Raw genomic sequence first — 14948 nt, 5'->3', positions numbered from 1 at the left:
AGCAGAGCAAATTTATGTTTTAAAAATGCTTATTTACTCAACCACTATTATTTTCTTTACGATATGACCTTTTGCAGTGGAAATCTTTACGAGATAAGTGGCAGCCGGCAAAGAATGAATGTCTATAGATTTTGTAAAATGATTATTTTCAAATGATTCATCTGCGACCTGCTGACCTATCAGGGAATATAAAGAAATCTGCACCCTGCCCGGTAGTGCTTCATTAAACTGAATATAGATTTTTCCCTTAGACGGATTGGGATAAATCGAAATTGAATAGGGTTGAGATTTGTCAGCGGCACTCACGCTGGAGCATTTCCATTGATTGAACAGCACTTCACCACCCGTATAAAGATTGCAGTTTATCTTTTGAACCCCTGAATCTGATACTGCAATCGCTTTTACTATGCCATTGGCAGGATGTCCAAAACCTGACCAACTGGTTCCATTCCATTTGGCCAGTTGAGCAATATTCTGACCATTGATTTGACTGAACTGACCTCCGACTAACAGTTCGTTATTAATCACTTTTAACGCAAAGACTCCATTGCCTGTGTTAATAGAACTTCCTGGAGGATTTGGACCTATGCCTATCGTAGTCCAGTAGGCACCATTCCACTGTGCCAGATGTTGTGTTTTGGTGCCATTTAACACGGTGGTGGAAACTGCTGAGGGAAATTGACCACCGACGATTAAATCATTTTTGTATTGTGTAATTGCATAAATTCCTTCGGTGCTAATGATTGGTGGTGTAGATAGAGTGACAGCACCGCCACCGCCTACTTTGGTCCAATAACCAACCCAGATAGCCAGATTGTTAAGCCCTCCGGGAGAGTTGCCAAAATGACCACCGGCTACGATGTTGCCATTGAAATGAGATAGAGCAAATACAGGGCCATTCAATCCACTACCAAAAGTAGCCCATCCGCTCACCGGATTCCACCTGGCAATATTATTGGCTGTTAAAGCGCTAGAACCAACAGCATTAAACTTACCACCCACGACCAATCCCCACGCACTGGAAAGTAAGGCTTCGACATTATTGGCAACTCCATTGATACCCCCTTGTGGCAACGCTGACCAGGAGGATCCATTCCAACTGGCAATTTTATTGGCTGAGGTATTGCCCGCCATTGTAAAATCACCACCAGCATATAATATACCATTGTGTACTTCTATATCTTTAACCATATTGTTTAATCCATTGCCCAGGGGTGCCCAGACAGATCCATTCCAGGCAGCAATATTGTTAGCCTGGATGAGGGGGTTGCCAATCGAACTAAACTGACCTGCCACGATGAGTTTTCCCTGGAAGACGACCATATCCTCTATCCAGGAAGTATTGAGCTGACTCCACGAGGTACCCGAACAATACATATTACAGGTATCGATCACAGGACATGGCCGCTGGAAGATGGTAATTTTACAAGTACATTTTTGTTGGCCGCATACTGTCTGCAAATTCAGCACATAATACCCTGCATTTAAAGGACCAGGGATATTTATTTGAATATTTCCCGGTGAGGTACTGCCGCTGAGGTTGACCGAAGGTCCTGATAGCGTCCATTGAATATTGGGGGTGACGCATGAATCTCCCGCACAGGTAAAATGTCCGTTAATCGACAAGGAAGGTGATGCCGGGCACCCCAAGGTAAGCGTATCATTGCAGGACAAAGGCGTTACAAAACCATTTTGCGCCGCACCCAATAAATATCGTCCGCATTCACAAACGCAGTGAATTTCTATCGGAATGCTCAGTAAAGTATCAAAGCAAGGTTTTCCATTAGCACCATATTCGACGATAGGAATCTGTATGGTATAGGTGCCGCTTTGAGTGTAAGTATGCATCCACATCCCATTGGCAAATGCTCCATTCGTGATCTGCCCGTCTCCCCAATTGATCAGTAGGATGGAATCACACAGGGGCAATCTTTGCACCGTAATCTTTGCTTTGCAAATAGAGTCTGCTATTGTAAAGTGAACCGCATTTAATATGTTTTGACCAAATGTCGCTTTACTCATACAGCAACTGTCTTTTTCCGGTGGACAATTGGCAAAATTGACTTGTGCGACCTGATTGGCTCCCAGGAAGATGGAGGATATGCCAGAAGAAGGCAGTGAAGGTGTCCATCCGGATTGATTGATTTCTTTTAGGGTGTATAAGCCTGGAAGTAACGGGCTGAAGCTATAGGCCCCAGATGGATCAGTGATCACCGTATCAATGGCCACCCCCTGGTTATTGCACAATACGATTTGCCATCCTTGCAGGGTGGGCTGGCCTCCATTATAAGATAGGCCTACACAGGAAGTGTCCAAATATTTTACACCGATAATAGAGGAAGGCTCACAACAAATCTCTTTGACCAGGCCATCCCCTTTTATGCTTCCACATACGTTTAACCCGGTATAAGTATGACCATAATTAGATACGCTGGCTTTGATACAATACCTTCCTTTATCCAGGAGCAACGATACAGTAGTGTCAGCAGGAGGTCTGAGGAATGTACTGGAACTTAATAATTGTGCCAGGGTGGTACCCGTGCTATCACAAAGGGTAAAGTCAACTTTGTTGTCAACCAATGCACTTAAATGTATTTGTATTCTTGCGCCATCTTTGCAAATACAAAAACATCGGGTAAACTCATAGATTCCGCCATCGTAGTGATAAGGTCCACCTGAAAAATTTATCCAACGTGAGCAAGGCATGGAAGCATTGGGTTGATCGTGCCAATAAGATGGGGTAGCCAACACATAAGCAGGTTTCGGCAAGCTGTAGGCAGGATAGGGAGTTTGTGTCACGGTCCAGTAGGGATCAGGACTTCCGGGTGCATAAAACAAACCAGTACTGTGATCCACCCCGGTGTTTAATAAAATACTATCTGCTTTACAACCAATACCGCAGGCTGTATCAGGCTGAGGTGGACAGAAGAATACAAAACTGGTATCACAGGTCACCTTGGTATGACCGACCAGAAATTCTGCTTTCACAGAAATGGTATCCGGATTAGATCCACTATAGATACACCAACTAAGCGGTGTAAAACTACCGACCGGAATAAAACCGGATACGTTGTTTGATAGATTGATATTGCCTGGATTGGATTGGCTCGCAATCCAACCGTTGAAATTATCTACACTGATGGAATTGAACTGAGCTGTATTCAGCACTAATGGGATTTGAGTAAACTTGTTTTTCGCCTTATTATCGACATGCAATCTAAAGCAACAGGCAGGAGGGATAGCCTTCAACGATTCCACCCAAAACGAAATGCTGTCACAATAATCTATTGGGCAATTTACTTTGACTGTAGTACACATCTGCTTCACCTGGCAGGCATCAAATACTGTGACGCATACCTGATGTGTACCACTTTGAGTAAAGGTATAGGTCCACGAACCATTTGGATTGGTAATGACCTGTGATGCTATCCCCCCATCCAATACCGGTGGAGTGCTAAATAAAAAACAGCTGTCAAATTGTGGTGCAGTGACGGTCACCTGGCAATCCTGATTGACCACGGTAAAACCCTGATTGACCAGAGCATTAAAAGTCATTGCATCTTTACAGCAGGTATCGCAGGGAGGAGAGACGCAGCTCTCACAGACGGATACATCATCAATATAATAGTAGGAGCCGGGATAAAACCCACCTTGCCCCATCAGTGGAATGGTCAGGGCATCATTATAAAAATTTCCGATCACCAGGTGAGTTTCAACGCCCGTGGCTACATAATTGCCACTTATAAGCGTCCAGCCTGTTTTATTGGTGATATAATTGCCTATAGGGTTCATGATTTGAGGTGTATACGGCAATACTGGTGCTGTAGCTATAGGCCCTACAGATGTCGGGGAAAGAAATGCGCCTATCTTGTCAATAGCCCATTTGGCCTGATCGGCAAGGCTTAGATAAAAAGAAACCTGGTAAGTATGTCCGGCTGTCAAAGTCGCTGTCAAAGGCACTTCGAGATATTCCCGATAGTTAGGATTAGAAGGGCGCAATATAAATCCCGCATATCCATTGCCTGTCCTGGGATTTTGGAGACCAAAAGAATTTTGTGGAGCATTTACGTTACTGCTGATTGGGGCACAACTGTTGTACAAATCTGAGGTCCCCCCGGTAGGCAATGTCCAGCCCGTTGCCGTGAATGGTGGTGAAATACCAGGCGGGCATATAGTATAACTCTCAAAACTGGGATTAGGTACCAGGTTGTTAGGGCAAGTCAAAGAATTGACGCAAGTCACAGTAACCGTAAATTTGCAGGAGTCCCTATTTCCTGCCATATCTGTTACATTATAAGTCACGGTAGTGATTCCCTGCAAAAAACTTAAATTACTGGCCATGCCATTCCCCTGGCCGGAGGTAGCTCCTGCCAAAAGGTAACTAAGGTTTGTCATAGGACAATTATCTGTGACGGTAGGTGCCAGATTAGATACGATCGCTGTGCAGGTACCTTGAGGATTAATCGTACCTATCAGGGATAAGTTTGAGGGACAAATAATTTTTGGCTTTTCATTGTCGACTACGGTGAGGCTAAAATTGCAATTTTGACTTTGGTTTCCGCATCCATCTTTTGCAAAACAGGTGATAGTATTTACTCCCTTAGGAAACTGGGTTTGTGAGGTAATCAGGATAGAACTGGTCGGCGTAATCAGTGAACAGGTGAAGGTCACATTTTGGCTGCAATTATCTACTCCTGTGGGTTGGGATATTGGGCCTGAAAAATAGCATACACCAGGATTGGTATTCACTACCGCATTGGAGGGACATATAATACCCGGCGCAATAGTATCCTTGATGGTTATGCGTTGAGGACAAGTAGAAATATTGCCACAACCGTCTTTTGCAGACCAGGTTCTCGTGATGGTCGCATTGCAAGGCATGACCCCGGTCACCAAATCGGAACTGGTGATCAGGATTGAATTGGCAGGGGTACAATTATCTGTTGCCGTAGCCACGCCTGAAGCGGGTGGGTTGGTATTGATATTGCAAGCCAGGTTTAGGAACGGTGGGCAAGTAATCACAGGTTTGACATTGTCTATGTATGAGACCGTTTTACAAATGGAATCAGTACATCCGGAACCCGAAGTTTTCAGACAAACCAAATACATTCCACACGCGGTGAATTGATGATTAGGATTCTGTGCGTTGGATAGGTTACCGGATCCACTACCGGGGTCACCAAAAGTCCAGCTATAGGTTAAAGGAGCAGATCCTGTAGATTGGTTGGTAAACTGAACATTGCCACAACTATTGATATTGCCAAAAGTAAAATCTGCATCACACGGCAGGGGATCTGAACAAAGCAAGGAGTTGATCGAACAAGTACCGGAGGTGCCTAAAGCAGAATAAGAAAAACTAATTTTTAGTGAATCCGGATTGTTTCCGCCCTTAAGACAAAAGGTCAAAGGGGATGACCCGCCCAGTGGTATAAACCCTGAGGAGTGTGATAATAATATATCTTTTTGAAGAGTTTGGCTGACTATCCACCCAGCATTAACTTCTACCACAATATTGGTAAAAGTGGCTGTATTAATATCCAGTTTGATTTGGGTTATGGCATTTCTAAGTTTATTATTAATAATCAATTGAAAACAACAGGAGGCCGGCACAGTCCTTAGCTGCTGAGTAAATATGGTTACGCTATCACAAAGACCTGCATAATCGAATGCGGTTGATTCGTCCTTCGGGGAATTATATGTGCCAGCATTAGGTGATTCAGTATTATTAAAATTAAAAAGAATAGTACTCCAAATGGCGAGCATCAGAGTAAAAGTGAAAAACAAGAAATTTTTCATTTTAAATATGATTTAGAAAGGACTACATAAATGAATTTTTCAATCCGCAAAGACGCACACAGGATAACCCAAAATATCTGATTTGAGCGTTATATTTTGTTACCCCTTCTCACCAATAATCACTCATTTTTCAAAGAACTTACCTAAATATATCTCTTTTTTGAAGTGCCTGTATTTTTCAAAGATTATTTGATTTTTAAAAATCATGCTTTCTTTCGTAGTTGATCAAAGTATTAAAACCATATTAGCAGGTATAAATTTTAATAAAAACAGTATCGAATTGAAATATGACCGAATTATAATCCTTAACCTAATAATATGGAAATGAAAACCAAATAATAATCTGAAAACACCATGACAGTGGTATTCAGGGTATTCATAATTTATTAAAAATGTTTAAATGAATCCAGTGAAAGACTTGTTTTTTAATTCATCGATACGCCGTGTAAGAGATCAAGAATTCTTGCCAATTTTTTTAATAAATGCAACCTATGGTTTATATTTGGATCCATATGCAATAAGCTTTCTTGCTTTAAGCAGGTCAGCGTTTTTATTTATTAACCAATCCAACTAACCCCAATTACCATCATGAAAAAAATCTTACTTTACCTGGTGACTATACTGTTATTAGTCATCGCAGGATTTTTCATCTTCGTCCAATCCACCTGGAACAAAAAACACGAAGCACCCTATCCTGACATCAAAGCAAGTACAGATAGTGCAGTCATTGCGAGAGGTAAATATCTTGTATTTGGACCGGCGCATTGTGCCGAATGTCATGGAGACATGAATAAAATGAAAGAATTAGCTGCCGGAGAGATCATTCCTCTATGTGGAGGCTGGGAGTTACCTATTGACCCGGGCATAATGCGCGCAAGAAATATAACCCCCGATGTTGAAACCGGTATCGGTAAATTAACCGATGGAGAAATAGCCCGAACGATGAGGTATTCTGTAGGCTCTGACGGTAGAACCATTTTTCCATTTATGCCATTTCAAAACATGAGTGATGAAGACCTGACTGCGATTATTTCCTTTTTGAGGTCACAACCAGCCGTAAAAAACAAGATAGAACCTTCAGCGTTAAACTTTTTGGGTAAAGCCATTCAAGCTGTCGGCATGATCCAGCCAATTTTTCCGGAAGGCACGCCACCTAAAACAGTCAAAATAGATAGCACTATTGAATATGGCTCCTATATCGCCAATAGTGTAGCCAATTGTAAAGGATGCCATACAGACAGAGATCTGAAAACCGGCAAGTTTACTGGAAAACCATTTGCCGGTGGATTTCATATGCCGCCGGATGCTTTTTCCAAGGGATTTGCTTTTATCACACCCAATCTTACTCCTGATGTCGAAACAAGCAGGTTAAAAGATTGGACTGAACAAGCTTTTATCAACCGATTCAGGCAAGGAAGGATATATGAGACTTCGCCCATGCCCTGGGGGCCTTTTTCAAGATTGGACGAAGTAGAGCTCAAAGCGCTGTACAGATATTTACAGTCAATACCTGCGGTAAAAAATTCAGTAGTAAAAACAGTTTTTGCTCCAGGCGAAGCTTTGCCAAAATAAGAGTCTCCCTCCCTGACAGCAGGGAAACAGACCCGTGGTATGGTTACGAAGCTTGAGAATAGTGAATCTCATAAGTGTCTCCGATTATTTTTTTTACTATCTCTTTCTATTTTCATTCTGCGTAATCTTTTAATCTCAACAATCTGCGCCAGTATGCCTGAAAGATGAAGTCGGAGCGGGCGTGAATCAGACAATAGGGATTAGAATGATAAATGAAGTACCGCAATAGATCGAGGCATTCGGGTGGGTTTCACCTTCATTACCTGTCCGTCCGGAAGGCGGGCTTCCAACCATGATTTCCCCTCCAGGAGGATAATAATTTGACTTAACTTCAATGGTCCCTCCATGAGCCTTCACAATATCATACGCCAATGATAAGCCCAAGCCCGTTCCTTTCCCTGCTTCTTTGGTGGTAAAGAAAGGTTGAAAGATCTTGTCTTTGATCTCTTCCGGGATCCCGGAGCCATTGTCTTTTACGGATATTTTCACTCTGGCGTTTTCAAGTTTTGTGGTAACTGTAAGCGTTGGTTTGTAGCCTTCAATTCCTCTTTTGGATTGTTCATCAATAGCCTGGAATCCATTATTTATCAAGTTCAAAAGCACCCGGCCGATATCTTGTGGAATGACTTCTATTTTTGGGAGGTTTGGGTCGAAGTCGGTGACCAATGCAGCATTAAAGTCTTTATCCTTGGCACGGAGACCGTGGTATGCTAAGCGTAAATATTCATCAGCTAAGGCATTAATATCAGTTAGTTCTTTTTTACCTGAACTTGTTCTGGAGTGCTCCAACATGCCTTTTACGATGCTGCTGGCACGATTTCCATGGTGATTGATTTTTACTTGGTTTTCCGCAATATCATTGGCTATTTCTGAAATGAGTAATTTATCAATGGTTTCTTTATTTGCTTCTTCTTTGAGCTCTTCTGCAAGCTCTTTAGAAACCTCTGAAAAATTGTTCACAAAGTTTAAAGGGTTTTGTATTTCATGAGCAATTCCTGCAGTGAGCTCTCCAAGTGAAGCCATTTTTTCTGATTGGATAAGTAACGATTGGGTGGATTTGAGCGCTTCATGTGTTGCAGTAAGTTCCTTGTATGCTTTTTCTAATTGCCTATTAGAGGTCTTTTTGATCTGATTATTTCTATAAAAAAATAAAGCAGAAATTAATAAAAGCATAGCCAGACCCATCAGAGAATATTGTATGATATTACTTCTTAAAGCTTTTTCACGAACAATTTGATCGAAACGGAGTTGTTGTTCATTAATCCGTATCTCTTCCATTTGTTTGAGCTTATTTGAATTATAGAATGTATCCTTTGTATTGACATAAAGATTTAAATATTGATTGCTGGTTGCAGGACTAATTCCAGAATACAGGCGAGCCAAAAGTTGTGTGCTTTCTAAGATAATGCGTGGATCATACTTCTGTTGAGCAGTATTTAATGCCAATTTAGCAAAATATATAGAAGAATCGGAGTTGTTCATTTCATCATAAGTCCAGGCTAAACCAATTGGGCTTTGGTCTCCTTGTCGGTAATAGTACAAAGCCTCTTCATAGTTTTTCCTCTTGCGTGCGATGTTGCCTAATAAGGAATAAGTATTAGCTTCCAAATCAACTGCATCATACTTTTTGAGGTATTCTTTTAAAATATCAGCATAAAACTGTGCTGAATCCAAACGATTTTCCCATTCATACGATAAACCCAATTGCATATAAGTTGGCCATTTTACTAAATCGTTACCGCTTTCAAAATCCGGGTGTTGTAATGCTTTTAAAGCCCATATCCTTGCCTGCTTTAAATCGTTTTTAGAAGCATAATTGATAAATTTTAGATTATAAAGAAAAATAGACCACTCAGTCTTTACTTCATGGGTCAAAGGAATGGCTTGGTTAATCTCAAGAATAGATTGAGGCCAATTGCCAGTGGTGGCATGGTAATAAGCCATCTGTCCAAGTGCACTAATTCTGCCTACAGTCGAATTGATTTTTTGAGCTAAAGAATGTGCCTCATTTGCATATTTCATAATCAAGTTCGAATCTCCTTTGGCAATGTACATTTGTGATAATAAAATCAAGTTGCTTATTTTATTGGTATCGTCTTTCATTGCAGGCAATAGATATGTAAGGCTATCTACAAGCTTTTTGTTAAAAGGTATAGGTTGTGCCGTAATATTTATTATGGTAAAAACACATAATACCAGTATTCTCCACCATGGCCGTTTTGATATACCCATTTTTTTAACTTTTTAAAGGTAAAGTAATTATAAACTCCGCTCCAATCCCCACAGTTGAAATGAATTCTAAAGCACCCCCATGCCCTTTTGTAACAATATCGTAGGCCAAACTCAACCCCAATCCAGTTCCCTGACCGGTAGGTTTGGTGGTAAAGAAGGGTTGGAAGATTTTGTCATTGATGGATTCTGGAATGCCAGGGCCATTGTCTTTAATGCAGATAATAATTCGGTCAGTCTCTGATTTTGTGCTAACTGTAAGTGTTGGTTTGAACCCTTCAATTCCCTTTTTCGATTGCTCATCAACTGCTTGAAATCCATTATTAATTAGATTTAAAAACACCCTTCCAATATCCTGCGGAATGACTTCTGTTTTTGATAGGTTTGGATCAAAATCGATGACCATTTCAGCATGGAAGTCTTTATCCTTGGCACGTAGACCGTGGTAAGAAAGCCTCAGATATTCTTCTAACAGGACATTTATATCGGTCAGTTCTTTTTTGCCAGTATTGGTTCTACTATGCTCCAACATGCCTTTTACAATGCTGCTGGCTCTTTGGCCGTGGTAGTGGATTTTTGAAAGGTTCTCTTTGATTTCGCCTAAAATTTCTCCTTCCAGAGATTCATCCCTTTTTCCATTCTCCTTTTTCCTTTCTCCTAAAACTTCCTCCATCAATTCCTTGCTTAGTTCACTGAAATTATTCACAAAGTTTAATGGGTTTTGGATTTCATGGGAAATACCTGCGGTTAGTTCTCCCAACGCGGCCATTTTTTCTCGTTGTATTAACTGACCTTGAGCTGATTTTAATAAAGCCAAATTTTTCTGAATTTCATCTTTCTGGTCCTGAAGTATAGAATTTGTTTTTTGTTTATGTTGATTGTTTCGGAAAAGGATGATGGCTATAGTCAAAAAAAATCCCAATAATGTCAGCAGTGCTATTGTCCTGATTTTGTTTTTATATGCCTGCTGTTCTTGTTGAGTTTTTTGTTGTTTTTGTAGTTGGTCCAGCATCAGCAATTGGAGTTGCTTTAATTTATGAGGTCCGTATAAACTGTCCTGCTTCGCGATAGCTATATCCTGGTAATAAATCACACTATCAGGAGCATTATTTCTATACAATTTTACCAACAGGTTGCTGGCATCCATGACCTGGAGTTTTCTGGCAATACTACTACCATTGAGATAAGAAAGTCGGGCATAATGCAAGCTGGAATCTCTCTCGTTCATTGAATTGAATACCTCTGCCATCTTGATCTGAATATTGCCAGGATTGACTTTGTCATTGATATCATAAGCATCCTGTAAAGCTTCCCGGTAATATTGTAAGGCCTGTACTTTTTTATCTAATCTTGCAGAGACGATCCCCAGTCTTGTCAGAATTAATATTTTTAAATTGCCATGTGGTAGACGAATCGAGTTTTCCCGGGCTTGCTGCTGAAATAATAATGCTGAGTCAAGTTTGTCCATTCTTTCATAAGCACTCCCAATATTAGAAATACAAAGGGTATGCCGGATAGAGTCAGCAAGATGAATAAATAATTCTTGCGCCTGGTTTAAATAATATAGTCCCTGTTGGAATTCGTTGAATTCAATATATGTAAAACCAATAAACCCTAAGGTCACCGCTTCACCATTTTTATCATGGTTTCTCTGGTTTATTTGAAGGGCTGTAAACTGCATTTCTAAAGACTGTGGAAAATCGCCCAGGAAGCGATAAGATTCTCCAGCTACATTCAATGCATCTAATTCACCATAGCTGTAACCTAGTCTCTTTGATAATACAATGGCCTCTTTTGCTAATGCCAGACAGGTATCTGGCTTCATAAAATAATAATTTCTAGCTAATTGAATCAGTAGCTTTACCTGATTCGTGTCCTGCTCAACTTTTAATAAGTGCTGTTGATTGCCATCCTGCTGTCCTTGACAATATGAGCCTGGTATCACCCACAATAAAAGGAAAAGCAGATTAAATAGTGATTTCATTATTGATCGTTAAAAGAATAAACTCCCTTAGTCCCAGGCATTAATCTCCAGCTGGAGGGTCTCATCCTTTGGAAGGACCGAAGGATCATAGTCATAACCCTATTGCTTATTGACCTAAAAGGTTGGTAAAAAAATGCCAGAGTATGGACGGTGGCTGAGATCATAATTCAATGAATGGTAAGTATTTTGAAGGTTTGATTGAGTTTTAAATATACGATTATGGTTGAATAATAAAGACTGACTGGATAAATCAAATTCTTGATGTAAGCAGGTGAGGAATACACGAAATATATCCAATCGATCTAAGAGTACATAGTCGGGCATTGCTAGACAAGATTAAAAGCCAAATTGATCTCACTCGCTACGAAGGACACTATGAGCATCCAGGCTTAACTATGCCCTTCTTACCTTTATATGATGGTGTGTCTTAAGACATAAAGCATTGGGATGATTTTTGTCGCTTCATCCTGCTTACTGATCTAAGAATCTTAAAATACCTGCATAAAATCACCTAAATTTGCGCGATGCTTAGACTGACCGATGTAGTCAAACAGTTACTGATCATTAATGCCATATTATTTGTAGTCAGTATTCTGCCTTTATACCAATATATGCCTGACCTGGCGATGTATTATCCCGCATCGCCCCAGTTCAGACCCTATCAGATCATTACGCATATGTTTATGCATGGTAGTCTGAGTCATTTTTTCTTCAATATGTTTATGCTGGTGACTTTCGGACCCATGTTGGAGTCTTTTATGGGATCCAAGCGGTTTTTATTTTATTATCTTTTTTGTGGTTTAGGAGCGATCTTTCTGCATGTGGTCTTTTGGTATCTGGAGATATCCCAGCTCAGTCCGGGTCAATATGCCATGTATCTGCAACATCCTGGCAGTGTGGTAGGTGCTTCCGGAGCCTTATTTGGTATTTTGGTTGCCTTTGGGATGTACTTTCCGGATACACAACTAATGCTTTTGATTCCCCCGATACCGATGAAAGCCAAGTATATGGTGATCTTATGTATCGCCTTGGAATTTTTTATGCTCGCACGTGGGGCAGAGACTCAGATAGCACATTATGCGCATTTAGGCGGTGCCCTGTTTGGTTTTTTAATCATCCTCTATTGGAGAAAAACCGGTAAATAGCAGGTATGTTAGGATCTTCTATATGGGATGATTTTCGATATCATATCAGTAAGAGCACCAGGCTCAACCAAATCATACTGATCAATATTACTTTTTTTATCACCCTGGTCATCGCACGCATTGCACTCAATGTGACCCAGGGATCAAGTGGAGCCGGCCAGAGCTTACTCACCGAATGGCTATCGCTGCATACCGATCCTACCTACCTGATCACTCACCCCTGGATATTGGCTACACATATGTTTACCCACTTTGGCCTCTGGCATATCCTCTGGAATATGCTCATGTTGTATTGGTTTGGCAATATCGTAGGGGATCTATTGGGCGACAAGATGGTGTGGCCGGTATATATTGTATCGGGACTAACCGGAGCCTTGGTGATCTTTATTTTTTCTAACCTGTTTAATTACCCTTCTGCAGAAGTGATGGCTTATGGAGCTTCCGCTGCGGTCATGGGTTTTGTATTGGCTGCTACGATGATCGCACCCGATTATGTCATGCACCTCTTATTGATCGGTGAGGTACGGCTCAAATATGTGGCCATTGTCGTCATCCTTATTGATCTGGTAGGTCTCGCAGAAAACAGTAATACTGGTGGGCATCTTGGCCATATTGGAGGTGCTCTGGGCGGTGTGCTTTTCATTCTATACATCCGGCAAGGCTGGTCACTCCATGATCTTTTTCAAAAAAAACCACCTACCAAAATAATCCCCATCAGAAAGCCGGTGATGTCCCCTTCGGGCAGTGCTAAACCGATATCCTCCCTCAGCAAAAAATCTGCTTCGGAAGAAACTGTACTCAGCCCTCAGGAAGAGATAGATCGTATACTCGACAAAATCAGAATCAAAGGCCTCAACAGCTTAACCGAAGAAGAGAAAAAAAGATTAGATCAATTCAGCGGCAGCGGTCATTAAATCTTGACGGCAAATCTCCTTATCGTTTTTTTTAAAGCCTTCATTTTCTGCGCTTCGTAGTTGCGCGAACCAGACCGTATTCAAGATATCTGAATATACTACGTTTGCGGTCAGATCTTAATCTACCTTAAATCTGGACGAACGGAGGTTTTACCATTAACAAAGGTTAAATGCTTGTGCTCTCAGCCTTTTTACTAAAATAACCCCTAATTTGAAGGTAACAAATTTATTTAATTCCAGAATACCGCTCATGAGATCTCATTATTTGCTTTCCATTATGGCCATTTTTAGCACTGAGCTTTTACCGGCTCAATCTGCCCAACCAAATTTTACCTGTTATAATGGTATTGCCACGGTGATACTAGGCGCACAAGGAAGTACCACGATTCGAGCCAGAGATTTGATAGTGACCATCAACCAGACCACGAGTCTGCCTTTCGATGCGAGTTTTACACTGAATGCTTCTGATAGTACTAAAACTTTTTCATGCCAGGATGTACCCAATGGAAGGTCGGTAGTCCTACCCATCACGATTTATGGAAGGATGGGCAATGCACCTCCGGACAGTTGCTCCACCTATGTGTTAATTCAGGACAATAGCGACAATGCATGCAAAGATGATTTTAGAGGTCTGATCCATGGAAAGGTCCTGGACCAAATGGGTGCACCAATGAAGGATGTAGTCATCAAGCTCGAAAAATCCGACAAGTCCATTCTTAAAGATACCACCAATGAATTTGGGGAATACGCCTTTGATCATCTTCCCATCGACTCTTCAAGTTCATTTTCTACGCTTCCTGTGAAGGGAATTCCTGGTTTTCAGGTTGGCTATCAATACAAAATCGAAGCGGAAGACTTCACGACAGACTATACCAGCCAGGTATCCACTATAGATCTTATACTGTTGCAAAAACATATCCAGGGTGTAGCGCCATTCACCAATAAATTAAATTATATAGCAGGGGATATCAATAACGACCTGGATATTAATGTGCTCGATCTGCTTGAATTGCGCAAACTCATTCTTCTGCTAATCGATCGCTTTCCCAATAATGGTAGTTATAAGTTTTTACCAAAATCATTGTACGAGGTGTATAATCCAGGCGCTCCACCGCCATTTAATTCGACCATACGTTTGGTTGGGCCTACTCAATATGATTTTATAGGCGTAAAAATCGGGGATATAAGGAATTAGGAACTAACCTGTGGTACTGCAACCTTGAACAAAACCACTTTGTCCTTTCCAACTTTGCACAAGGTCGAAGTACAACTCCTTCCTATCAAACGAAAAGAAGCAGTTGTACTCCG

7 protein-coding genes are annotated in these 14948 nt (G+C 41.0%); 4 read left to right on the top strand and 3 right to left on the bottom strand.

Annotated elements, in window-relative coordinates:
• Positions 1 to 33: 33 nt before the first annotated feature.
• Entirely contained in the window at positions 34 to 5796 is a 5763-nt protein-coding gene (locus IPJ09_21555) for a T9SS type A sorting domain-containing protein (GenBank protein MBK7373954.1), read from the bottom strand.
• Between the two features lie 588 nt (positions 5797 to 6384).
• On the opposite strand from IPJ09_21555, the gene IPJ09_21550 reads away from it, so the two are divergent.
• Positions 6385 to 7368, top strand: coding sequence for a cytochrome c (locus tag IPJ09_21550; protein ID MBK7373953.1), 984 nt, complete (start codon positions 6385 to 6387; stop codon positions 7366 to 7368).
• Between the two features lie 186 nt (positions 7369 to 7554).
• On the opposite strand, the gene IPJ09_21545 is transcribed toward IPJ09_21550, so the two are convergent.
• Positions 7555 to 8850 (bottom strand): GHKL domain-containing protein, encoded by a 1296-nt coding sequence (locus IPJ09_21545; GenBank protein ID MBK7373952.1) that lies wholly within the window; start codon positions 8848 to 8850, stop codon positions 7555 to 7557.
• Positions 8851 to 9604: 754 nt separating this feature from the next.
• On the bottom strand, positions 9605 to 10846 hold the full coding sequence (locus IPJ09_21540; GenBank protein ID MBK7373951.1) for a histidine kinase: 1242 nt from the start codon (positions 10844 to 10846) through the stop codon (positions 9605 to 9607).
• A 1259-nt stretch (positions 10847 to 12105) separates the two neighbouring features.
• On the opposite strand from IPJ09_21540, the gene IPJ09_21535 reads away from it, so the two are divergent.
• From IPJ09_21535 to IPJ09_21525, 3 genes are all read left to right on the top strand, one after another.
• On the top strand, positions 12106 to 12726 hold the full coding sequence (locus IPJ09_21535; GenBank protein MBK7373950.1) for a rhomboid family intramembrane serine protease: 621 nt from the start codon (positions 12106 to 12108) through the stop codon (positions 12724 to 12726).
• 5 nt (positions 12727 to 12731) lie between these two features.
• A complete protein-coding gene (locus IPJ09_21530; protein MBK7373949.1) occupies positions 12732 to 13640 on the top strand; it encodes a rhomboid family intramembrane serine protease in 909 nt (302 codons plus the stop codon).
• Between the two features lie 250 nt (positions 13641 to 13890).
• The gene (locus IPJ09_21525; GenBank protein ID MBK7373948.1) at positions 13891 to 14835 is read left to right on the top strand and encodes a hypothetical protein; all 945 of its coding nucleotides are present in this window, start codon (positions 13891 to 13893) and stop codon (positions 14833 to 14835) included.
• The last annotated feature ends 113 nt before the right edge of the window (positions 14836 to 14948 follow it).

It is taken from the genome of Saprospiraceae bacterium (genome assembly GCA_016709995.1).
Lineage (GTDB): Bacteria > Bacteroidota > Bacteroidia > Chitinophagales > Saprospiraceae > JADJLQ01.
Note: the sequence above shows the minus strand (reverse complement) of the source record. Positions and strands in the feature narration are given on the sequence as shown.